General features: G+C 62.3%; 18 protein-coding genes. 13 read left to right on the plus strand and 5 right to left on the minus strand.

The window, feature by feature from the left end:
* Positions 1-13: 13 nt before the first annotated feature.
* On the plus strand, positions 14-844 hold the full coding sequence (locus WFJ47_RS04105) for an EipB family protein (protein ID WP_336761030.1): 831 nt from the start codon (positions 14-16) through the stop codon (positions 842-844).
* Between the two features lie 71 nt (positions 845-915).
* On the opposite strand, the gene WFJ47_RS04110 is transcribed toward WFJ47_RS04105, so the two are convergent.
* Together WFJ47_RS04110 and WFJ47_RS04115 are read right to left on the minus strand one after the other, a co-directional pair.
* Positions 916-1,755, minus strand: a complete 840-nt coding sequence (locus tag WFJ47_RS04110) for a PhzF family phenazine biosynthesis protein (protein ID WP_336761032.1) — start codon at positions 1,753-1,755, stop codon at positions 916-918.
* A gap of 2 nt (positions 1,756-1,757) precedes the next feature.
* On the minus strand, positions 1,758-2,195 hold the full coding sequence (locus WFJ47_RS04115) for a UrcA family protein (RefSeq protein ID WP_336761033.1): 438 nt from the start codon (positions 2,193-2,195) through the stop codon (positions 1,758-1,760).
* A gap of 120 nt (positions 2,196-2,315) precedes the next feature.
* Between WFJ47_RS04115 and WFJ47_RS04120 the strand changes: the two genes are divergently transcribed.
* On the plus strand, positions 2,316-3,710 hold the full coding sequence (locus WFJ47_RS04120) for a PLP-dependent aminotransferase family protein (RefSeq protein WP_336761035.1): 1,395 nt from the start codon (positions 2,316-2,318) through the stop codon (positions 3,708-3,710).
* Positions 3,711-3,737: 27 nt separating this feature from the next.
* Here WFJ47_RS04120 and xth read toward each other — a convergent pair whose 3' ends face one another.
* Together xth and WFJ47_RS04130 are read right to left on the minus strand one after the other, a co-directional pair.
* Positions 3,738-4,505, minus strand: coding sequence for an exodeoxyribonuclease III (gene xth / locus WFJ47_RS04125; protein WP_336761036.1), 768 nt, complete (start codon positions 4,503-4,505; stop codon positions 3,738-3,740).
* Positions 4,502-4,873, minus strand: coding sequence for an iron-sulfur cluster assembly accessory protein (locus tag WFJ47_RS04130; RefSeq protein WP_336761037.1), 372 nt, complete (start codon positions 4,871-4,873; stop codon positions 4,502-4,504). Before WFJ47_RS04130 ends, xth begins: the two co-directional genes overlap by 4 nt.
* A 58-nt stretch (positions 4,874-4,931) precedes the next feature.
* On the opposite strand from WFJ47_RS04130, the gene WFJ47_RS04135 reads away from it, so the two are divergent.
* The 9 genes from WFJ47_RS04135 (at position 4,932) to dld (ending at position 15,374) form a co-directional block, all read left to right on the plus strand.
* Positions 4,932-6,101: a deoxyguanosinetriphosphate triphosphohydrolase gene (locus tag WFJ47_RS04135; protein WP_336761038.1), complete on the plus strand. Its 1,170-nt coding sequence runs from the start codon at positions 4,932-4,934 to the stop codon at positions 6,099-6,101.
* Positions 6,102-6,141: 40 nt separating this feature from the next.
* Complete coding sequence (gene argS / locus WFJ47_RS04140) at positions 6,142-7,947, plus strand: arginine--tRNA ligase (RefSeq protein ID WP_336761039.1); 1,806 nt, start codon at positions 6,142-6,144, stop codon at positions 7,945-7,947.
* Complete coding sequence (locus WFJ47_RS04145; RefSeq protein ID WP_336761040.1) at positions 7,944-9,080, plus strand: SPOR domain-containing protein; 1,137 nt, start codon at positions 7,944-7,946, stop codon at positions 9,078-9,080. Before argS ends, WFJ47_RS04145 begins: the two co-directional genes overlap by 4 nt.
* 5 nt (positions 9,081-9,085) lie before the next feature.
* Entirely contained in the window at positions 9,086-9,928 is an 843-nt protein-coding gene (locus WFJ47_RS04150) for a ScpA family protein (RefSeq protein WP_127100727.1), read from the plus strand.
* An 11-nt stretch (positions 9,929-9,939) separates the two neighbouring features.
* Positions 9,940-10,473: an SMC-Scp complex subunit ScpB gene (scpB, locus tag WFJ47_RS04155; protein ID WP_336761041.1), complete on the plus strand. Its 534-nt coding sequence runs from the start codon at positions 9,940-9,942 to the stop codon at positions 10,471-10,473.
* A 111-nt stretch (positions 10,474-10,584) separates the two neighbouring features.
* Positions 10,585-11,244, plus strand: a complete 660-nt coding sequence (gene tatB, locus WFJ47_RS04160) for a Sec-independent protein translocase protein TatB (protein ID WP_336761042.1) — start codon at positions 10,585-10,587, stop codon at positions 11,242-11,244.
* On the plus strand, positions 11,241-12,020 hold the full coding sequence (gene tatC / locus WFJ47_RS04165; protein ID WP_336761043.1) for a twin-arginine translocase subunit TatC: 780 nt from the start codon (positions 11,241-11,243) through the stop codon (positions 12,018-12,020). Before tatB ends, tatC begins: the two co-directional genes overlap by 4 nt.
* A gap of 64 nt (positions 12,021-12,084) precedes the next feature.
* Positions 12,085-13,347 (plus strand): serine--tRNA ligase, encoded by a 1,263-nt coding sequence (gene serS, locus WFJ47_RS04170; RefSeq protein ID WP_336761044.1) that lies wholly within the window; start codon positions 12,085-12,087, stop codon positions 13,345-13,347.
* Between the two features lie 305 nt (positions 13,348-13,652).
* A complete protein-coding gene (dld, locus tag WFJ47_RS04175; protein WP_336761045.1) occupies positions 13,653-15,374 on the plus strand; it encodes a D-lactate dehydrogenase in 1,722 nt (573 codons plus the stop codon).
* Between the two features lie 637 nt (positions 15,375-16,011).
* On the opposite strand, the gene WFJ47_RS04180 is transcribed toward dld, so the two are convergent.
* Positions 16,012-18,588 carry a helicase-related protein gene (locus tag WFJ47_RS04180; protein ID WP_336761047.1) on the minus strand — a complete coding sequence of 859 codons (2,577 nt, stop codon included), beginning with the start codon at positions 18,586-18,588 and terminating at the stop codon, positions 16,012-16,014.
* Between the two features lie 262 nt (positions 18,589-18,850).
* On the opposite strand from WFJ47_RS04180, the gene WFJ47_RS04185 reads away from it, so the two are divergent.
* Both WFJ47_RS04185 and WFJ47_RS04190 read left to right on the plus strand, forming a co-directional pair.
* Complete coding sequence (locus tag WFJ47_RS04185; protein ID WP_408868615.1) at positions 18,851-20,395, plus strand: S10 family peptidase; 1,545 nt, start codon at positions 18,851-18,853, stop codon at positions 20,393-20,395.
* 116 nt (positions 20,396-20,511) lie between these two features.
* Positions 20,512-21,396, plus strand: coding sequence for a ferredoxin--NADP reductase (locus tag WFJ47_RS04190; protein WP_127100230.1), 885 nt, complete (start codon positions 20,512-20,514; stop codon positions 21,394-21,396).
* Positions 21,397-21,444: the final 48 nt, after the last annotated feature.

Raw genomic sequence — 21,444 nt, forward strand, 5'->3', positions numbered from 1 at the left:
CGGAGAAGCGCGGGTGAAACGGACACGCCTCGCTGCGGCTATGGTCATCGGCCTTGCCGCACTCCCCGCGCATGCCGCTTCCCCGCAGCATGATGCCGTGCCGGTTGCGGGGGCGCTTCTACCGCACAAGATCAGCTACACGCTCAACCTCGCCCGACTCAAAGCAGGCTCGCTGGTCGCAGCGGGAGGAAAGGCGAACTACCAGCTGCGCGATGCATGCGATTCCTGGTCGTCCAGCCAGAAGCTGGAAGTCCAGATCATGAGCGGCGATGGCAGCACGAGCGTGGTGACCTATCAATCCGCCACGCTGGAAGACAAAAAGGGGCGTCGCTTCCTTTTCCGCACGGTGCAGAGTCAGGATGGGGAAACGACCAGCGAGACGGCAGGTGAGGCCATCCGTCAACGTCATGGGCAGGTGGTGGTCCATTTCACCAAGCCCGACATGAAAACGATCACCCTCCCGGCTGCAACGGTTTTTCCGGTCCAGTTCACGGGAGCGCTGCTGGAGGCGGCCCATAATGGGGCTTTGCATCTGCAAAGCCAGATTTTTGACGGCACATCCGCCGATGGGTCAACGCCCAACTACGTGACGCTCGGCACCCTCGCCCCTGCCACGCCGGGATTCGACAGCCCGCCTTTCGCAGAAGGCATGGCCGTGCCCGTTTCGGTTGCGAGCTTTGGCGGGGGTGATTCTTCGCTTCTGCCGGACTCGACCTACAGCGATCGTCTCTGGACCAATGGTGTGGAGGATAAACTCCTCATCGATTTCGGGGATTATGTCCTCTCGGGCCAGATCGACAGCCTGACCCCGCTGCCTGCAGCGTCATGTTCGCAGACCCGCTGACCCACTGACCGGTCAGGTGTCCGTTGCCGCTTGGGACAGGCAGAGCCGGAGCGGCGCCGTGGCGTCTCATGTCACAGGTCGATCGTGCCCGTCACCCGGGTTGTCGTACGTCCACCCACCCAGATTGTTTCCCCCCGTTTTTCGACAGAGACAGCACCGGCGCGGCCCAAAACCGTTCCTTGCGCAGCGATATAGCTGCCGGGGGCCAGGCCCTCCTCAATCAGCCATTGGGCGATACTCGCATTCAGGCTTCCTGTGACAGGATCCTCATATCCAGGGTCTTCCCCCACAAAAGCCCTGATCTCGACATGCGCGCCATAGGGGTGCTCTGCTGGCTCCCAGGCGCCGACAACTCCCAGTTTCTGGCCGATCAGCGCGCCCCAATCCGGCTCCACGGCGAGGACCTGAGCACCGCTACGCAGTCGCAGGGCCAGCCATCCCGGCCCGTTATCGGCCCATCGCGCATCGAGAATGTCATCTGGATGGAGTCTGAGGGCGTTAAGGGCCCGGGAAAGCTCGGCGGGACTCGCCGGACCGGAACGCTTTCTGGGTGGTGCCGCGAAAGCCAGTCCTTCGCTCGTCTGGCGCAGGGAAATGAGCCCTGCGGCGCATTCCTGGACAATCCGCTCGCTACTCGCCGCACCATGGAGCGATTGCCAGACATGGGCTGTGCCAAGTGTGGGATGCCCGGCAAACGGCAATTCAGAATGCGGGGTGAAGATTCGCACACGATAATCGGCCTGGTCCGATCGGGGCGCGAGCAGGAAACTCGTCTCACTGAGATTGGTCCAGTTGGCGATGGCCGCCATTTGTGCATCGGAAACAGTGTCCGCGCCGACGACAACCGCCAATGGGTTGCCGTTGAAAGCGCCAGTCGCGAAGACATCGACCATATGAAAAGCAAGCTTCATGATCAGGGTGCCTCCTGTGCGACGCCGCGCGTCCCAATCATGTCCTGGGCCAGTTGCGACAATATCGGGCTGTGGAGCGAAGAGACCGAAGCGGTCAGGCTTGTGCGGTGACAGGCCGAGCGTTCGACCGCTTTCCGCATCGGGAGCGACATGCCATCCATGGCACCGCAAGCCTGCATCGAGGCGCTATCCAGACGCCAGAGCAACTTCCGGGCGCGTACCGGATCGGTGAGATCGGTGGCCTCATAGGCGACGGGAATGCGTTCGATGCGGTCCTCGTCAGTCTCCGGGGCTGCATGGCATGGCGTGGGGAGACCCGCGAGCATGCTTGCGATCAGCAATGCCGTCACGGCGCTGCGTGTGGCACCAAACCCTGAAGGTAAGGGGCTGGGTTCAGGCGGGCAGCGCAAAGCGCTGTTCGCTCGAGAGGGATGTCTCATGATTTCCTCTATTGTACTGATACAATCATAACGAATCGATTCGATTGTATTATTCTGCTTTATATTTTATGACTCGCAATCAGTATATTGAACCATAACAATGCGAGGGTGGATCCTCAGATGTGGCATCCTGAAATCGAAGCTGGTCCGGCACCTTTCTACGAGCGGCTGGTCCATGCGATTGCCTCCGACGTCAGGTGCGGGGCGCTCGCTGCGGGGGCACGCCTACCACCTCAGCGCGATCTGGCATTTCGCCTCGGTGTCAGCGTTGGAAGCGTCACCCGGGCCTATGCCGAGGCTGAGCGGCGCGGCCTTCTGGTGGCGCATGTCGGTCGGGGGTCTTTCGTCAGGGGGGCGTCTTCTCCTATCCCGGATGTGCCTGCCCTCGAGCGCGGCGCCGGGGGGCGGGCCGGGATCATTGATCTACGGTGCAACACGCCACCGCCCGTACCTTTGATCCACGAGCTCGATCTTGCGTTGTCTCAGCTCACGAAGCGTGGCGCGCTCGACCCGGCGCTGCATTACATTCAGGGTCCCGGCCTGGCTCCTGTGAGGCACGCCGCAGCGCGTTGGATCGCTGACAGTTATGGCCTCGATGTCGCTGCGGAAAACCTGATCCAGTGCAATGGGGGGCAGCACGGCATTGCGCTGGCGTTTTCATCCTTTTGCGGGCCGGGTGATACGGTTCTGTGTGAGTCGACCACATTCTACGGCGCGCGCATGGCGGCGGAGCATCTGGGGCTTAGGCTGCATGGGGTCGCGATGGATGAGGAGGGTATACGTCCCGATGCTCTCGATCGCGCAGCGGCCGAGACGGGCAGCCGGATGCTGTTCACCCTTCCCACGCTCCATAACCCGACCACACGGACAATGTCAGCTCAGCGTCGTCAGGATATCGCGCGGGTCGCGCGCGCGCGGGATCTGCTGATCCTTGAGGACGATGCGTATTACGCCTATTCTTTGCGCCCACCGCAAATTGCCAGCTTCGCCCCGGAACGAACGCTCTATCTCGTCAGCCTGTCCAAGGGAATCTGCCCGGGTCTCCGGTTGGCGTTTCTGGCATTGCCTCCCGAATTACCGAGGGAGCGTCTGATTCGAGGGATCAGGGCTTTCGGTTATTGTCCGCCCGCCCTTGGGGCGCTGATTTTTATGCAATGGGTCGAGGATGGCCGCATCGACGTCATGGCAAGCGCGATCCAGCATGAGGCCTCAGCGCGCTGGATCATGACACAGACCGAACTTGGCGCTCTCGTGGCTAGGCCCGGTGCCGCGCACTCGCCCCATGCTTTCCTGCCCATGCCCGCGATCGAAGCCGAACGCGTGACGGCGCGGCTGTTGCGCGCAGGGGTGGAGGTGACGCCTCCTGAAGCCTCTGCTGTTTCGCGCGAGGCCGATACCGGACTTCGGCTGTGTCTGGGCGCGCCCGGGAGCCGCGCGGAACTCGCTGCCGCATTGCAGATCATCAGCGGCGTCATCGCCGGGCATGGTGGTGCCGATCGTGACGGGATCATCTGATCCCGACAAGTTTTCCGCGCCTTTTGCTCAGGCCAGTGTGACGACCAGAGGAATATGATCCGAAGGCTGGTCCTTTGCCCGTTCGTCACGATCGGGTGTGACCGAAACGAGGCGCTCGGTCAGGCGTGGCGAGAGCAGCGCGTGATCGATGCGTAACCCGGCATTCCGCTGAAAGGCGGCGTTCTGGTAATCATAGAACGTGTAGTCTCTCCCGGTGGGACGGATCGCACGGAGGGCGTCTGTCAGGCCGAGCCAGAGCAGGCGACGCCATCCCGCCCGGCTCTCTGGGCGCAGAAGGGCGTCATCGGGGCTCAGCGCGCCCGGCGCGAAATCCTCGTCCGTAGGGCAGACATTGAAATCTCCCGTGAACAGGAAATCTTCCTCTGCATCGAGCAGAGCCTGGGCCCGTTGGGCGAGCGCGTCGAAGAATTCGAGTTTGGTGGCAAAACCCGTCGCCCCTCCGGAATTGCCGTTGGGCAGATAGAGATTGCCGATCACCATTCCCGATATGCGTATCTCGACATAGCGCGCCACGTCATGGTCGAAGCCAGGAAGCTTCTCATGCGATATCTCGACCGGTGTACGTGAGAGCATCGCCACGCCGTTATAGGCTTTCTGCCCCACGACCACCGGATGATACCCTGCTTCCGCAAAGCTCGCCGGAAAGAGATGCGTCTCGCATTTCAATTCCTGAAGGCAGAGCAGGTCAGGCTTCTTGCGGTCGAGCCAGTCGAGCACGTGTTTCTCGCGCTGGCGTATGGAATTGACGTTCCAGCTCGCAAACGTGAAGCTCATGCGAGGGAAAAGCTCGTGCCGCACCCACAGGATGACGCCGCATTGGGGTTGGTCACCGTGAAATGCGCTCCCATCAGCTTGTCCACGAATTCAAGCTGGGCCCCTTCGAGCAGATCGAGGCTCACGGGATCGACAAGTACGGTCGCGCCATCCTGATCGATCACAACGTCATCCGATGCGCGCCCGGTTTCCAGTTTGAACTGGTACTGGAACCCATTGCACCCGCCCGCGAGCACCGCCACGCGCAGGGCCAGCCCCTCGGGCTCGTCCTGCTGGGCAATGATCTCGACAATCCGGGCAGCGGCACCGGGCGAGACCGAAAAGCGACCCGTCTGGGTTGCGTCGGAGGGGGGCGTGGTCTGGCTCATGTTTTCCCATATAATGCGCGCAGCCACGCTCTTAAAGCGGGCAAAGTGGAGAGTGTGGATGATCAGTCAGGATGTCGCCCCTTATGCCGTGCGTCGCGAGACCGCGCGTGGCCGCCTCCACCCCGAAGAGGACGCGCCGACACGCTCGCCCTGGCAGCGCGATCGTGACCGCGTGATCCATTCCGCAGGGTTCCGCACGCTCCAGTACAAGACGCAGGTCTTCATCAATCATGAGGGCGATTTTTTCCGCACGCGCCTGACGCATTCGCTCGAAGTGGCCCAGATTGCCCGTTCGATCGCGCGCCAGCTCAGACTTGACGAGGATCTGACCGAGGCGCTGGCTCTTGCGCATGATCTCGGCCATACGCCTTTCGGCCATGCGGGCGAGGACGCACTGAAAGCCTGCATGCAGGATTTTGGCGGCTTTGATCACAACACACAGTCCCTGCGGCTCGTGACGCTGCTCGAGGGGCGCTATCATGCCTTCGACGGGCTCAACCTTACCTGGGAAACGCTGGAAGGGCTTGCGAAGCATAACGGACCGGTCAAGCGGCCCACCCCTTATCTGCTCGATTACGACGCCCAGCATCATCTGGATTATGGCAGCTACGCCTCGGCCGAGGCGCAGGTCGCGGCTCTGGCCGATGATATCGCCTATCACGGGCATGACCTGGATGACGGATTGCGCGCCGGATTGCTGAGTTTCGATGATATTGCGGGTCTTCCGATTGTCGGTCAGGCCTATGAGCGCGCCCTGAGCGGTGCGCGGGCAGGAGAGCGCTATGACCGTGAGCGTCGTATCCGGCACGAGACGATCCGGCAGGTCATCAATGTGCTCGTGACCGATCTGACCACCACCACACGTGCCAATCTGGCTGCGTTAAAGCCGGACTCTTCGGACGATATCCGGCAGGCTTCCGGACCGGTGGTCGGTTTCAGCGCGCAGGTGGCGCTCGAGAACAAGGAAATCCGTAAATTCCTCTATGCGCGGATGTATCGTCACTGGAAGGTGAAGCGCATGACGCGCAAGGCCCGCTTGGCGCTCACCGCCATTTTCGAGATATTGGCCGAAGATCCGAGCCTGCTGCCCGATGGCTGGCGCGACAAGGCGCAACAAGGCGATGAGAACGGGCGTCGGCGCGTCGTGGCCGATTATATCGCCGGAATGACCGATCGATTTGCGATGGATGAACATCGACGGTTGACGGAACTCTCCGTGCTGGGTTGATACAGGCAGCAGAATACACGTCAGGAACGCAAGGCCCTTCATGTCCGATACCATCACGCCCACCACAGACTGCCTTTTCGCCCGCTACCAGCATCAGGTGCGCGAGGCGCTGCGCTCGGTGGTGGCCGATCTTCCTGACGATATCGCCGCGCGTGTCGAACTGACCCCCACCCGTGACCCGTCCCACGGCGACATGGCCACGAATGCGGCCCTTCTGGCCTCGAAATTCGCCCGTCGCCGCCCGGCGGATATCGCTGCCGATCTGGTCCCGCTCCTGACCGCGCTGCCCGGCGTCGCGAAGGCGGAATCGGCGGGCCCCGGTTTTGTGAACCTGACCCTGAGTCCTGATGTGCTGCAATCGGTCGCCCGCAGCGTGATCGAGGCAGGGCCGCGCTTTGGTGAGTCGCGACTGGGTGCGGGCAAGCGTGTGAATGTGGAATATGTCTCGGCCAACCCGACAGGGCCGATGCATGTGGGTCATTGCCGTGGCGCCGTGGTGGGCGACGCGCTCGCCAATCTGCTGGCCAAGACAGGTCACACCGTCACAAAGGAATATTACATCAACGATGCCGGGGCGCAGGTCATCGCGCTCACCTGGGCGGCGTACTGGCGTTATCTTCAGGCGATCGGCACGGCGGTCGATGCCGAGGCCTTTGCAGCACTGACTCCTACAGGGCTGCAATATCAGGGCGACTATCTGATCCCCGTGGGTGAGGCTCTGGCGGCGGAGCATGGCAAGGCACTGGCCGATGATCAGGGGCAGGCAGCCGATCCTTCGGTCTGGTTCGACATCGTGCGCGCCGCGACGCTCAAGGTGATGATGGCGGAAATTCGCACCGATCTGGGCCTGCTCGGCATTCATCACGAGGTGTTTGCCTCAGAAGCCGAAACGCTCGCCAATGGCCGTGTGGACTCGGCGATCAACGCGCTCGATGCGAAGGGCCTGCTTTATGAGGGCGTGCTCGAGCCCCCCAAGGGCAAGACGCCTGAAGACTGGGAGCCGCGCCCCCAGACGCTGTTCCGCTCGACCCAGTTCGGCGATGACGTGGATCGCGCGCTCCGCAAGTCCGATGGCAGCAATACCTATTTCGCCAATGATATCGGCTATCACGCCAAAAAGGCCGAGGGTGCCGATATTCTGATCGACGTGCTGGGCGCCGATCATGGCGGCTATGTTTCGCGTATGCGCGCCGCTGTCAGCGCGCTGACCGATGGCAAGACCGCATTCGAAGTCGTGATGTGCCAGATTGTACGGATCATGAAGAGCGGCGAGCCCGTGCGCATGTCCAAGCGCGCGGGCACTTTCGTGACCCTGCGTGATCTGCTGGACGAGGTCGGTCGTGATGCCGTGCGCTTCACCATGCTGACCCGCAAGGCGGACGCACAGATGGATTTCGACCTTGATGCGGTCGTGGCGCAGACGCGCGATAATCCTGTGTTTTACGTGCAGTATGCCCATGCGCGCTGCCGCTCGGTCATGCGCAGCGCCGAGGCAATGTTCGGAGCCGAGGTGACGTCCGATGCGTCGCTGCTCGGGGCAGACCTGTCGCGCCTCGCCTCGGATGTGGAACTTGCCGTGCTGCGTCGCCTGTCTACCTTTCCCCGGGTGGTCGAGGGCGCGGCCCAGACGCGCGAGCCGCATCGTATCGCCTATTACTGCGGTGAGCTGGCGGCGGATTTCCACGCCTTGTGGAACAAGGGCCGTGAGGATACGACCCTGCGCTTCCTGCATGAGCAGGACCGCCCGGCGAGTCTGGCCAAGCTCGCGCTCGTGGCGTCGGTTGCCAGCGCGCTGCGCTGCGGTCTGGCCATTCTTGGTGTCGAGCCGGTTGAGGAGATGCGATGAGAGACGACACGCCGGACTGGCGGGACGACCGCACGGGCGATGAGGGCGGCTATGAGCGCCCCCGCCAGAGCGAGGATGCCGAACGTCGCTCGCGCGATCCGCGCTTTACTGACACGCGTCCGCCCTCCTATGCCGATGACGCCGGAGCTGGCCCGCGAGAAACGGGTCGCAGCGCGCCGCCCCGCGAGCGTCTGAGCGCCGATTATGACGAGGAGCCGGTTTTCCGGCGTCGTGCCGGCGGATCTGCGGGCGGGCTCTCGGCCTTGCTGGGCTCGGATGCGCTGACGCGCCGCCTGGTCTACGGGGCAGCGGGGCTTGGCGCCCTGCTGGTCATCGGAGTGGGGGGCTGGTCGCTGCTTGGCGGACATTCGGGCGGTATTCCTGTCATCGGCCCGCCTCCTGGCCCCGTGCGCGATCGCCCGGCCGATCCGGGCGGGATGCAGATCATGGGCGACGGTACCGATCTGGATGTCACGGGGCAGGGCGAAGCACATCTGGCCCCTGAACCCGAGCAGCCTCGACCCGAGGCGCTTGCCGCCCGCGCTGCGCCCGAGACACCAGCGGCCCCGACCGCCAAGGATGCAGTAGGGAATGCGCCCGCTTCCCCCGCCGATGGCCCTGCCAGCAGCGACGGGGTAGCACCTGCCCAGAATGCCCCCGCAGCACCTGCCGAAACCGGTTCGGCGCCAGGAGCAACGCGGGAGTCCGCACCGCGCAAGGCCCCGGAAACAACATCCGTGTCCAGTCCTGATGCGTCGCCCGAGGCCCGGCCTGCACCAAAGCATGAGGTCGCATCCGGCACCCCGGCCACTTCTCCTGCCGTGTCACCTCCGGCCTCGTCGGCGGTCCCCGCTGCGGAAGCCCCGGCTTCCGCCAAACAGGCTTCCGGTGGCCATATGGTGCAACTCGCCGCGCTTGGGAGCGAGGCGGATGCCAAGGCGACCTGGGGCAAGCTGAGCAAGCAGGCCACTGACCTACTGGCCGATCGCACCCCAATGATCGAGCAGAAGACGATCAATGGTCATGTCTTCTTTCGCCTGCGCGTTGGCGGGTTCGACACGGCCCAGGCAGCGCGCGCCTTTTGTGTGCGCCTGCATGCGCGCTCCATTGCCTGCACCCCGGCGGTTTTCTGATCGGTATGGGTGAGGGGGGATCGGTCTTTCTGTCGGGCGTGGAGCAGGAAACCGCGCCCCATCTTTCCCTCACCGGTTTTGAGGGGCCGCTCGACCTGCTGCTCGATCTGGCCCGTGCCCAGAAGGTGGATCTGGCGCAGATCTCGATCCTGCAACTGGTCGAGCAATATCTGGCCTTTGTAGAGGGGGCCCGGCAGATCCGGCTTGAGCTGGCGGCAGACTGGCTCGTCATGGCGGCCTGGCTGACCTGGCTCAAATCCCGGTTGCTCCTTCCGGCCGAGAACGAACCCGATGGCGAGGCCGAGGAGGCTGCCGGTCTTCTGCAGACGAGATTGCAGGAACTGGAGACCATACGCGCTCTAGCCCTTTGGCTCGATGAGCGCCCCCGCCTGGGCGAGCATGTGTTCGCGCGCGGCTGTTCGGAAGACATGACCCGTATCGACCGCTCGGGGCTGCGCGTGGATCTGATGGGGTTGATCGGCGCCTATCTGGCCATGACGCGTCGTCGCGGCCGCAAACGCTTTTATGCCCCGCCCCGGCCTCGCTACTGGACCGTTACCGAAGCTGTTTCGGCGCTCCAGCGTCTGCTCAATGCCAGCGAGGTCGCTGGCTGGCAGAAGCTGACAGCACTCCTGCCTGCCCAATCTGCAAGCTCACCGCGCGCGCGGGCAGCGGCCATGGCCAGCGCGCTTGTGGCAGGGTTGGAAATGGCGAAAAGCGGCGCCGTGGAACTCAGGCAGGAGAGTTCCTTTGCCGAAATCATGCTTCGTGCGCCGCAGGACAGGGAAGAGGATCCGGCGCATGGCCCTTCTTCCGGCAATGTCGCCCAAGAGAGCGACACGATATGAAAGCGTTCGTCATGTCTGATTTCGAGGCTCTCACCCGGCTGGTCGAGGGACTGATCTTCGCGAGCGCTGAGCCGGTCTCCGAGCACGCGCTCAAGGCTTTCATGGTGGCGCAGGGCGCAGACGAGGCAGGGCTCGGGCCTGTGCTGCAAGCCGTCATGACGCGCTACGACGATCATGCAGTCGAGCTTGTGGCCGTCGCGCGCGGCTGGCAGTTCCGCACGCGTCCGGAAATCGCGCCTGCCCTGACCCGCGTGGTGGAGAAACCGCGCCGTCTCAGCCGTTCCGCCATGGAAACGCTTGCCATCATCGCCTATCATCAGCCCTGCACCCGTGCCGATATCGAGGGCATACGCGGTGTTTCGCTGAGTCAGACCGTGCTCGACACGCTGATCGAGGATGGACTGATCATGCCCAAAGGACGCAAGGAAGTGCCGGGGAGGCCCATTCTCTGGGGCACATCGACGCATTTTCTGAGCAGTTTCGGCCTGAGCGATCTGGGGGCGCTCCCACGCAGGGAGGAGCTTTTGCTCGACCCGGATGCGTAGGGACGCAATGATCGTGTCGTGACCCAGAAAGGCAGTCTGCAGGCATGACCATGCAGGCGTTGGTCAGGGTGTGCGCAGGTGCGGGGCGCAGTTTTGGAATGAGTGAGGAACATGTTCGATTTTAGCTGGTCGGAAATTGCGCTGATCGTTGTCGTGGCGCTGGTTTTCATCGGCCCCAAGGACATGCCGACCGCCATTCGCGCCGTCAGCCGGGGGATCAAGGCCGTACGCCGCATGGCGTCGGAATTTCAGGGCCATGTGGATGAGATGATCCGCGAGGCAGATCTGGGCGAGGCACGCGATCATCTGCGTGATCTGAAGCGGTTCGACTTTCGCGACCGCATCGCCCGCACCATCGATTCCGATCAGACGATCAGCAAGAGCCTCGATTTCACGCCCCCGCCGTCGCTCTCTGCTCCGACCGGTACGACGGGCGCCCTGGCCGGTCAGGCGCCGAGCCCATCCCTGCCGGTCAGCGGTCCGGGGGTGACCTATACGGAGCCTGCGGCTGCCGAAACAAGGCCCACCGATCGACCCGGGCCTGCTATTCTGCCGCCTGCCACAGCCAGACGCCTGCGTCACGAAGAGACGCTATGGCACGCACCGGCCATTATACCCCCGCTCAGAGTCATCCATAACGGGCGACGTATCGCGCTCGATCCACCCCCTGTATCGGGCCAGATAGATGATACGGTTCCCGCCACAGGATCGACCGATCACGACGCCACCGACTCCCAGCCCTTCCAGACAGAATTTCCGGCAGCGCCATGACGAACAACGATTCCCTCGACGACAAGGCGATGCCGCTCCTCGATCATCTGATCGAGCTGCGTAAGAGGCTGATCTGGTCTCTGGCCGCGTTCATTGTTGCCTTTCTGGTCTGTTACCACTTCTCGGAGCAGATCTATCTGTTTCTCGCTGACCCGCTCGCGCGGATCATGCGTCAGCAGGGGGAAGAGCCGCATCTGATCTATACCGCCCTCTCGGAGGCGTTTTTCACCTATGTCCGGGTGGCGTTTTTCGGTGCGGCGTTTCTGTCTTTCCCGATCATTGCCATGCAGGCGTGGATCTTCATCGCTCCGGGCCTTTATCGCAATGAGAAGCGGGCTTTCGCGCCCTTCCTGATCGCGACCCCGGTGCTTTTTCTCGTAGGCGCAACGCTCGCTTATTACTTCATCTTTCCGATTGCCTGGCGCTTCTTTCTGTCGTTTCAGACCGCACCGGCGGGTTCGCATGGCATGCATATCGAGTTGCAGGCCAAGGTGTCAGACTATCTCTCACTGGTCATGAAGCTGATCCTGGCTTTCGGTGTTGCTTTCGAGCTGCCTGTGGTGCTCACGCTCCTGGCACGTGTCGGGATCATTACTGCTGCTGGGCTGAAGAAATTCCGACGCTATGCCATTGTCGGGGCTTTCGTGATTGCCGCCGTGCTCGCGCCGCCCGATGTGATTACCCAGGTAGGCCTCGCCGTGCCCCTGATCTTTCTGTATGAAATCTCGATCGTCACGGCCCGTTTTGCCGAGCCGCGCCCTGCGGAGATCGACTAGGCGCCGACGACCGTACACAAAAGACCAAGAACTGAAGACCACGTACTGACGGGATAAGACTGAAATGCATGACTTGCGCGCCCTCCGCGCCGATCCGGCTGGTTTTGACGCAGCTCTAAACCGTCGTGGCCTGTCGCCCGTCGCCAGTGACCTGGTCAGTCGTGACGAAGAACGTCGCGCGGCGCTCCAGGTGCTTCAGGAACAACAGGCACAGCGCAAGGTGCTGGCAAAGGAGATCGGACAGGGCAAGAAGGCTGGTCAGGATACTGGCGCGCTCGAGCAAAAGGCCGTGGAACTGCGTGATCATATTGCCTCTCTCGAGGTCCGTGCCTCTCAGATCGAGGGCGAGATCAGCGCCATTCTTGCGGGCCTGCCCAATCGTCTGGATGAGACCGTGCCGGAAGGGCGTGATGAGGAGGCGAATCAGGTCGTTCATCAATGGGGCGAGGTTCCGGTTTTCGACTTCGAGCCCAAACAGCATTTCGAACTGGGTGAGCAGCTTGGCCTGATGGATTTTCCGGTCGCGGCCAAGCTGTCCGGCGCGCGCTTTACCGTGCTGCGTGGAGCGCTGGCGCGGCTGGAACGCGCGCTTGGTCAGTTCATGCTCGATACCCACACGCAGGAATTCGGCTATAGCGAGACCGTCGTTCCGCTTCTGGTCAATGACGCAGCGATGTACGGCACCGACAAGCTGCCGAAATTCGCTGAGGATTCCTTTCAGACAACGGATGGTCGCTGGCTGATCCCGACCGCCGAGGTTCCGCTGACCGCCAGCGTGTCAGGCGAGATTCTCGATGCGAAAGCACTGCCTTTACGCATGACGGCCCTCTCAAGCTGCTTTCGCTCCGAGGCGGGGTCCGCCGGGCGTGATGTGCGTGGCATGCTGCGCCAGCATCAGTTCAGCAAGGTGGAGCTGGTCTCGGTCACGACCCCCGAAGCCAGCGCGGATGAGCATGAGCGTATGACGCGCTGCGCCGAGACGATTCTTGAGCGGCTGAACATCCCGTATCGACGCATGTTGCTTTGTGCGGGCGATACCGGCTTTGGCGCGGCGAAGACCTTCGATCTCGAAGGCTGGCTGCCGGGACAGAAGGCGTGGCGCGAGATTTCATCGTGCTCCAACACGCGCGACTTTCAGGCGCGCCGCATGAATGCGCGCTACCGTACCGAAAACGGGCCCGCCTTCGTGCATACGCTCAATGGCTCCGGCCTGGCAGTCGGGCGCACGCTGATTGCGGTCATGGAAAACGGCCAGACGGCGGAGGGGGCTATCGAGATTCCAGCTTCCCTGCATCCCTATATGGGCGGGATCACGCGGATCGGCTGAGCGCCTCTCCGAGCGCGCGATCCCCGGCGACGCAGGGATCACGGTGGCGCTTTCCTGCCGGAGCGATCGTCGATGAGCCCCTGGGGGCAGGTTCTCTCCCGACAGGGGGAGAGTGAAAACCTGCGGAACCCGATGCGCTGCTAGGGGCATCAGGGGACGCGGAAGGAATGATGGCAAGGGCCCGGGATGTCGGAAACGGGCCGCGCGGCCCGAAAGAGGCCGCTGACAGGGCGGGAAAAAGCTCACTGTGCCTCACTACGGCGCAGGGCGCGCGCTCTTCCGACGATGCTGAAAGGATGAGCCTCATGCGCCTGACCGAACCTACAATTCACGCTGACCGCCTTTTGGTCCTGCTTCGGCAAATTGTCGGGACGCCTCATGTGCTCGTTGCGCCTCATGCGACTGCGCCCTACACGAAGGGGTTCCGCTTCGGTGACGGCAAGGTACGCGCGGTGATCCGGCCGCGTACACTCGTCGAGCTCTGGCGCGTGGCCGAGCTTTGCGTGGCGGCCGATCAGATCATGATCGTCCAGGCGGCCAATACCGGTCTGACCGGGGGCTCTACGCCCGATGGCAACGAGTATGATCGTCCGGTCATTCTCATCAATACGCGCCGACTGCACGGCATGCATCTGCTGGCCGGAGGTAGGCAGGTGATCTGTCTGCCGGGTACGACGCTGCACAAGCTTGAAACCACACTGGCCCGCCATGGGCGCGAGCCGCATTCCGTTATCGGCTCCTCCTGCATCGGGGCGTCGGTCCTGGGGGGGATAAGCAATAACTCCGGCGGCGCTCTGGTGCAGCGCGGTCCGGCCTATACCGAGATGGCGCTTTTCGCGCGGGTGACCGAAGATCGCCGACTCGAACTCGTCAACCATCTCGGGCTCCGTCTGGACCCGGACCCGATCAAGGCGCTGAGCCGACTTGAAAGCGGTGCTCTCACCCGCGACGAGATCGAATGGTCAGGGGCGAAGGGCCATGATCAGGACTATGTCACCCATGTGCGTGATGTGGATGCCGAAACCCCGGCGCGCTTCAATCAGGATGAAAAGCGCTGGTTCGAGGCATCGGGCTGCGCGGGCAAGCTCGTCGTGTTTGCAGTGCGTGTCGACAGCTTCCCGGCAGATGCCGATAGCCGGGTCTTCTATATCGGCACGAACAGCACGGATGCGCTGGAGGATCTGCGCCGCCATCTGCTGACAGCCTATGACGAGTTGCCCATCGCAGGTGAATACATGCATCGCGATGCCTTTCGCATCGCCGAGGAATATGGTCGCGATACGGTGGCGCTCATCCGCATCATCGGCACGCGGTCCATCCCGCGTCTTTTTGCCGCCAAGGCGTGGCTCGATAACCTGCTTGGCCGATTTGATTTCCTGCCAGACCATGTGACCGATCGGGTCATGCAGAAGCTGGGCCGGCTCCTGCCGCAGCAAACACCCGCAAAGATGCGGGAATTCGAAAAACGTTTCGCGCATCATCTGATGCTTCGTGTGTCATCGCGCCTCGCGCCGCAAATCGAGGCGTATCTGAAGACAACCATGCAGGGCGAGGCAGGAGGGTGGTTCGCCTGTACCCCTGATGAGGGCAAGCGCGCCTTTCTGCATCGTTTCGCTGCTGCCGGTGCGGCGCTGCGATACCGCGCGGTCCACGGAAAAAAAGCGGGAGAAATCGTGGCTCTCGACATAGCGCTCAGGCGGAATGAGCGCGCATGGTTCGAAACCCTGCCAGCATCACTCGAAGCGCGTATCGCATGCGCGCTCCATTACGGGCATTTTCTATGCCACGTGATGCATCAGGATTATGTTCTGAAACCGGGAGAATCCGCCGAGGCGGTAGAGCACGAGATGCTTCGTCTGCTAGATGCGCGCGGCGCGCGTTACCCGGCAGAGCATAATCTGGGGCATCTTTATGAGGCGGGGGAGGCGATATTGTCTCACTACCGGGATCTGGACCCGTGTAACTGTCTCAATCCCGGTATTGGAAGGTCGACAAAGGAACGAAACTGGAAAGCCGAAAGTATTTGAGGACATCGGGAGGAAGAGTGGCCCTGCGCATGGCCTGTTCATGCAGGAGGCGGAGGGCCGAGGCGCACCTTTACGGTGGGCCAACTCCCTTATATTTGGCATCTGCTAAGAAAACCCGGACCGAGGTCATAGTTTTCGGCGAAAATGTGCTTACGGAAAAACCAGACGACATATCTGTATTCCTTCTTCACATGGCGCAAGATGCGCACTATTTCGCGGAGTCCGAAGCTTGCTTTCATCTTCAGAACTATTTCTGAAGAATTACTTGAAGCAATCTCCGTTGCCGCAAGGAAACGCTAGCGTGGTTTTTGTGAAGAATGGAAGAACTTTTTGCGTCGTTTTCCGGAAATTTTTTGCGCGCCATCATGCCGCTGCGCTCAAACGTCTTGGAAATCGAGGTTTGAGGGACACTCGAGCCTCTCCTGAGGCGGTTTGCGACTCGGCCAGCGACTCGATCCCGGGAGGCAAGGGCAAAGCGTCGATCTTCCTTCAGGCATGCGCATCGACCCTGCCCCTGAGGCGAAGCGATACGATGCTCCTGATTTCATGCCTCAGCAGTGACACTCATCGCCCCGCGAGGCTTATGAAGCCGCAAGGGGAGGGCACGACATGGAACAGCAAGTGCTGAAAAGCGGCCTCAGCCGCGCCTGCGTCCGTTATTCGAGCCCTTGCGGGCGCCGCCGCCCGCCCCCTTGAAACGCTTCTTGCCGGGAGCGCCGCCAGTCGGGCGTTCGCTATTTTCGCGTCCCCCCTCACGCCCGCCGCCATGGGCGTGGCCTCCTTGCGGTCTGGGGCCACGTCCGGGGCCGGAATAACTTCCGCCTGAACGGTCACCTCCTGATCGCTCACCACTGGCACGGTCACCGAAGCCCCTGGCACCGCCGCGTCTGCCGGGCACGGCGCGTTTCTGGTGTTCGCGCTCGCGGCTCTGCTGACGCAGCACGGCCTCGATCCAGTCATTCAGCGCCGTCGTGTTGTCCTCCGCGGCCTGCTTGTCTGTGTAGGCATCGGCAAAGCGCAAGGAGAGCCAGCGCCACGCCACAAGGCGCTTGTGGCGCTTCTCGGCGCGTTCGAGTTCCTCGCGCCCGGCTTGTGAGGGCTGAACCAGACGCCCCGTGCCGGGCGGGGGTACACGACGCCCGGCCGCATGGTCGCTGGCCCAGCCGACCAGCCGCGAAATGCCGTTATCGCGCTCATCGATGGGGCACATGGCATAGACCCAGCGCTGGGTAAGGGAGAGCCCTTCCACACCTTCCAGCGCCGAGGCGATCTCGAAGGCCTGATCCATATCGGCCAAACGGTAATTCGGGTCATCGGCGCGCAGCACGGCGCGCTTGATGCGCACGAGCACACCGTAAAGGCTATCGGTTTCGATTTCCTCGGCTACGGCGCGCACGATATCGGCATCCGGTTGCACAAGGGGGCGCAGTTCCGTGATGGGCTCGGGCGGTGCAGCGAGCATCTTGCGGATATGGGCCGGTGTGCCTGCCTCGCCCAGCACGGCGACGACGCCGTTTTCATGATGGCCGTAGCGCCCAGCGCGCCCGCCAATCTGCTTGGTCTCCTGCGCCGTCAGGTCACGCGTCTGCTTGCCGTCATATTTGCGCAGTGCACTGAACACGACGCGCTTGATGGACAAGTTGAGCCCCATGCCGATGGCATCGGTCGCGACCAGAATTTCGGCCTCGCCATTATTGAAGCGCGCGGCTTCGGCGCGGCGCACCTCAGGGCTCAGCGCGCCATAAACCACGGCCACGCGCTTGCCGAGTGTCAGAAGTTCGGCGCGCAGATCCAGAACCTCGCGACGTGAGAAGGCAATAAGTGCATCGCCCGCCTCCAGATCGCGCAGGCGCAAAGGCGCGCTGGCGGCGCGAAGCGGGGACTTGCGCTCGAGGCTGATCTCGTCCAGCGGATCGTCGCAAAGTTCGGCGATGCGCCTGATGAGCGGAATACAATCCGGTGCTCCCAGAATGTACAGATGACGCGCTGGCACGCCCATGATGGCAGCCGTCCAGGCGGCACCACGGTCGGGGTCCATCAGCATCTGCGCCTCATCGATCAGGGCAACATCGACCGGGTTATGAAACGGGCACATCTCGACCGTCGCGGCCAGATGGCGCGCCCCGGGAAACTCGATGCGCTCCTCGCCCGTGGCGAGTGAGGCGGGAACACCGCGAGACAGCAGGGACTCGCGGAATTCATGCGCCAGAAGGCGTAGCGGCGCGAGCGCGAGACCGCTTTCGGCATTGGCCAGAGCATTGAGCGCGGTATAGGATTTGCCCGAGTTGGTCGGGCCGGTAACCAGCGTGATCCGACGCTTGAGCGAGCGCGCCGTGCGGAAATGCGCGACATAACGATCAAGCGCCGCCACACGGGCAATGACCGCATTCCCCACCTTGCGTCCGGCGAGAGCCGGCGTGCCTTTTTCTCCTCCGCGCCACTCGGCCAGTTGCGAACGCAGGCGCTTGAGAATTTCGGGATCGAACTCGAATTTCTCTGTACCGTCGGGTTGCGGAGTGCGGCGGGTGACCGGCAGGCGGTTCTCGGCAATCCAGCGTAGCGCTTCGCGCGGGGTGCAATGCAGGATGGCCGGCACCTGATCGAACCCGACAAGGCTCTCTTCCCATGCCTTGAGGCGCTCGTTTTCCCGCTTGCGGCGTGCCTCGGCGCGTGCCTCGATGCGCTCTTCCTCTTCGCGACGCGCTTTCTCGCTTGCGATCAGCTCAGCCTCGAAGCCGGTATCTTCCACCCCGAAAGCCGAGGCGATGATCTGGGCAAGGCGATCGATCTGTCCGCCCGAGAGGAAAGTGCCCGCATCGGTCAGATCGGCCTGCACGGCCTCCAGTACATCGCGTGGCGTATGGCCCATATCGCGAAAACGCGCCGCCAGCGTGTCGTCCAGCGTGGCGCGCAGAAGCTCCGGCGTCGCGCGCGGGTCGTGCACGCGGCTCACGGCATCGAGCATATCTGCCTTGCTGATCCAGAGCTCGCCCGCGCGGCGGGTGAGGTTCATGAGCTGCGCCGCCCAGTCTTTCCGTCGAACGTCGCATATCAGCCGCTCATATTCCGAAGCGAGGATGGTGTTCGTCCCCGGTACGAGGCTGCGCGCGATCAGTTTGAGGAGGCGCGGCTCCTCCTTGGGGCTGGGCGAGAGGCCGGTTTCCTCAATCGCAACAGAGAGCGCGTGATCGGCGGGGGAGAGTGCTGAATCCATAGATACGTTTGTGCGATAGGACACGTTTCGCTGCAACGGGAGACTTGCGACATCCCCGCTTTCGCCCTCCTATACGCAACCGGAACGAAACTCACGGTTACGACACGAGGAGACCCTGGTGCGGTTCAAGAAAGCTTCACGACTTTCCGCCATTCTGGCTTCTGCAACGCTGATGGGCAGCACTGCGCTCGCAGCGCCTGATATGCCGCCGCCGCATATGGGGCCGCCACCTCCACCCGGTGCTGGCCCTGATGGCGGGCCTATGGGTGGTCCCATGGGTGGCCCGGGTGAGGTGCACGGCCCCGCCTATCTCATGAAGCCGCAGCATGTTCTGAGCGATGGCAGCGCCACCATTCGCGGTCAGGTCATCCCGTATCAGGCAGAATCCGGTACGCTGATCGTTCATCCTGAAGGCTGGGATGACGCCAATCCCGATCCCAAGGTCCCGCAGGCTGTCGCCTCCATTTTCTACGTCGCCTATTTCAAGAAGGGTGCGCATCCCGAAAACCGGCCCATCACCTTCATCTATAATGGCGGCCCCGGCTCTTCTACCGTCTGGCTGCATATGGGCGCACTCGGTCCCAAGCGCGTCGTGACCTCGGACGACGTGCATACCCCCGCTGCGCCGTACAAGCTGGTGGATAACGACGATTCCCTGCTGGACTCGACCGATCTCGTCTTTATCGACGCCCCGGGGACAGGCTTTGGTCGCGTGGTCGGCAAGGATCGGGACAAGGCCTTCTACGGCACCGATCCCGATGCCGCGGCCTTTACCGATTTCATTGCCCAGTTTCTGGCCCGTCACGGGCGCTACAACTCGCCAAAATATCTCTTCGGCGAGAGCTATGGCACCACACGCTCGGCCATCGTCGCCAATGCGCTGGCGTCGGAGAAGGGGATCGACCTCAATGGCGTGATTCTGCTGTCGCAGATCCTGAATTACGGGAATTCCATCGATCGCGCCCAGAGCAATCCGAGCAACGATCAGCCTTATGTGCTGGGCCTGCCGAGCTTTGCCGCGACGGCCTGGTATCATCACAAGCTGCCTGATCAGCCTGCCGATCTGAAAACCTTCCTTGCCGAGGTCGAGCATTTTGCCCTGACCGACTACACCTCCGCCCTGCAGGACGGCACCGGGATCAGCGATGAAAAACTCAAGGCCACGGCCGAAAAGCTGCATCGCTATACCGGTCTGCCGGTCGATTACCTGATCAAGGCTGATCTGCGCGTGAACGGGGGCGAATTCGCCAAGACGCTGTTGGGTGAGGAGGGGCAGGATACGGGTCGCCTCGACAGCCGTTTCTCGGGACCGAGCCTGGACCCGCTGGCCCAGCGGCCCGCCTATGATCCGCAATCTGCGGCGATGGAGTCCGCTTATGTCGCAGCGTTCAATGACTACGCGCGCAAGACGCTGCATTACGGGGCCGATCCGTCCTTTGGCGATGGCTACATGGAATATCGCGTGAGTGCCCATAGCATCGGAAAATGGAGCTTCACCCACAAGCAGCCCGACCAGCGCGGCGCGGCGCGGGGGGAGCCGAATGTGCTGCCGGACCTCGCCATGGCCATGAAGACCAACCCGTCACTTCAGGTCATGCTGAACCAGGGCTATTACGATCTTGGTACCCCCTATTTCGAGGGCGTGTACGAGATGCGTCACCTTCCAATTCCGCGCGCGCTCGCGAAGAATGTCGAGATCAAGCAATATGCATCTGGTCATATGGTGTACGCCCATCTGCCAGCGCTGAAGGAAATGCACGATAACGTGTCGCAGTTTATCGCAAGGACGCATCCAAAATCGTCGTAATAATTTAAAACAGACGAAGCTGTGGGGTTTTCAAACGGCGGAAGGATGCTCTAGAAATTTCGCCACTTTGGGCGGTGTCAGACCGCCCGCCCCCTGCTCCCTGCGAAAGAGTGCCGATGAACGCGCCTGTCTCCCTGCCGATGCCCATTATTGCCGAGCCGCTTTCGGGGCTCCTCCCTCTCGAGGGCCATCCCGGCCAGTATCGTCTGGCACCGCCCAGCAAGGAATATGGGCATCTTCAGGCCTGCGAGGTTCTGAGCGTCCATCACTGGACCGATCGTCTGTTCACCTTCACCTGCACCCGCGACCCTGGACTGCGCTTCGAAAACGGTCAGTTCACGATGATCGGCATTGAGGTTGAGGGCAAGCCGCTGCTGCGCGCCTACTCCATCGCCTCTGCCAATTATGAGGAAGAGCTCGAATTCCTCTCCATCGCGGTGGAAGACGGTCCGCTGACCTCGCGCCTGCGCCATGTGAAGGTGGGCGATACCGTGCTCGTCGGTCGCAAGCCGGTGGGCACGCTGTTGCTCGATAATCTACGCCCGGGCCGCAATCTCTATTTCCTGTCAACGGGCACGGGCCTTGCACCCTTCATGAGCCTGATCGAAGATCCGGAATGCTATGAGCGTTACGAGAATGTGGTGCTGAGCCATACCGTGCGCGTCTCTGGCGAGCTGGCTTATATGAATCATATCCGCCACGATCTGCCGAACCACGAATTCCTGGGCGAATTCGTGTCCAAGCAGCTCCGCTATTATCCGGCTGTTACGCGTGAAGACTTCCCGGTGACCGATCGTATCACCACGTTGATTGAGAACGGCAAGATCTTCGAGGATTTGGGCCTTCCCAAGCTGGACCCCGAGCATGACCGCGTCATGATCTGCGGGTCGCCCGAGATGCTGGCCGATACCGAAAAGCTCCTTCTTTCCATGGGCTTTGACGAAGGCAATATGAGCAACCAGGGTTCGTATGTCGTCGAGAAGGCCTTTGCGGAACGTTGAGCCCTCTCGTCCCGTTCTGAACGGGCGCAAGACAGAATACTGATTATG

The sequence above is a fragment of the Asaia sp. VD9 genome, assembly GCF_037150015.1.
GTDB lineage: Bacteria > Pseudomonadota > Alphaproteobacteria > Acetobacterales > Acetobacteraceae > Asaia.

Bases quoted from the DNA above. Each gene is read 5' to 3' on its own strand.
- xth (WP_336761036.1), bottom strand. From the start codon at position 4,505: ATGAGCTTCACGTTTGCGAGCTGGAACGTCAATTCCATACGCCAGCGC.
- WFJ47_RS04145 (WP_336761040.1), top strand. From the start codon at position 7,944: ATGAGAGACGACACGCCGGACTGGCGGGACGACCGCACGGGCGATGAG.
- dld (WP_336761045.1), top strand. From the start codon at position 13,653: ATGCGCCTGACCGAACCTACAATTCACGCTGACCGCCTTTTGGTCCTG.
- WFJ47_RS04185 (WP_408868615.1), top strand. From the start codon at position 18,851: ATGGGTGGTCCCATGGGTGGCCCGGGTGAGGTGCACGGCCCCGCCTAT.
- WFJ47_RS04130 (WP_336761037.1), bottom strand. From the start codon at position 4,873: ATGAGCCAGACCACGCCCCCCTCCGACGCAACCCAGACGGGTCGCTTT.
- WFJ47_RS04135 (WP_336761038.1), top strand. From the start codon at position 4,932: ATGATCAGTCAGGATGTCGCCCCTTATGCCGTGCGTCGCGAGACCGCG.
- WFJ47_RS04150 (WP_127100727.1), top strand. From the start codon at position 9,086: ATGGGTGAGGGGGGATCGGTCTTTCTGTCGGGCGTGGAGCAGGAAACC.
- tatB (WP_336761042.1), top strand. From the start codon at position 10,585: ATGTTCGATTTTAGCTGGTCGGAAATTGCGCTGATCGTTGTCGTGGCG.
- argS (WP_336761039.1), top strand. From the start codon at position 6,142: ATGTCCGATACCATCACGCCCACCACAGACTGCCTTTTCGCCCGCTAC.
- WFJ47_RS04190 (WP_127100230.1), top strand. From the start codon at position 20,512: ATGAACGCGCCTGTCTCCCTGCCGATGCCCATTATTGCCGAGCCGCTT.
- tatC (WP_336761043.1), top strand. From the start codon at position 11,241: ATGACGAACAACGATTCCCTCGACGACAAGGCGATGCCGCTCCTCGAT.
- serS (WP_336761044.1), top strand. From the start codon at position 12,085: ATGCATGACTTGCGCGCCCTCCGCGCCGATCCGGCTGGTTTTGACGCA.
- WFJ47_RS04115 (WP_336761033.1), bottom strand. From the start codon at position 2,195: ATGAGACATCCCTCTCGAGCGAACAGCGCTTTGCGCTGCCCGCCTGAA.
- WFJ47_RS04120 (WP_336761035.1), top strand. From the start codon at position 2,316: ATGTGGCATCCTGAAATCGAAGCTGGTCCGGCACCTTTCTACGAGCGG.
- scpB (WP_336761041.1), top strand. From the start codon at position 9,940: ATGTCTGATTTCGAGGCTCTCACCCGGCTGGTCGAGGGACTGATCTTC.
- WFJ47_RS04180 (WP_336761047.1), bottom strand. From the start codon at position 18,588: ATGGATTCAGCACTCTCCCCCGCCGATCACGCGCTCTCTGTTGCGATT.
- WFJ47_RS04110 (WP_336761032.1), bottom strand. From the start codon at position 1,755: ATGAAGCTTGCTTTTCATATGGTCGATGTCTTCGCGACTGGCGCTTTC.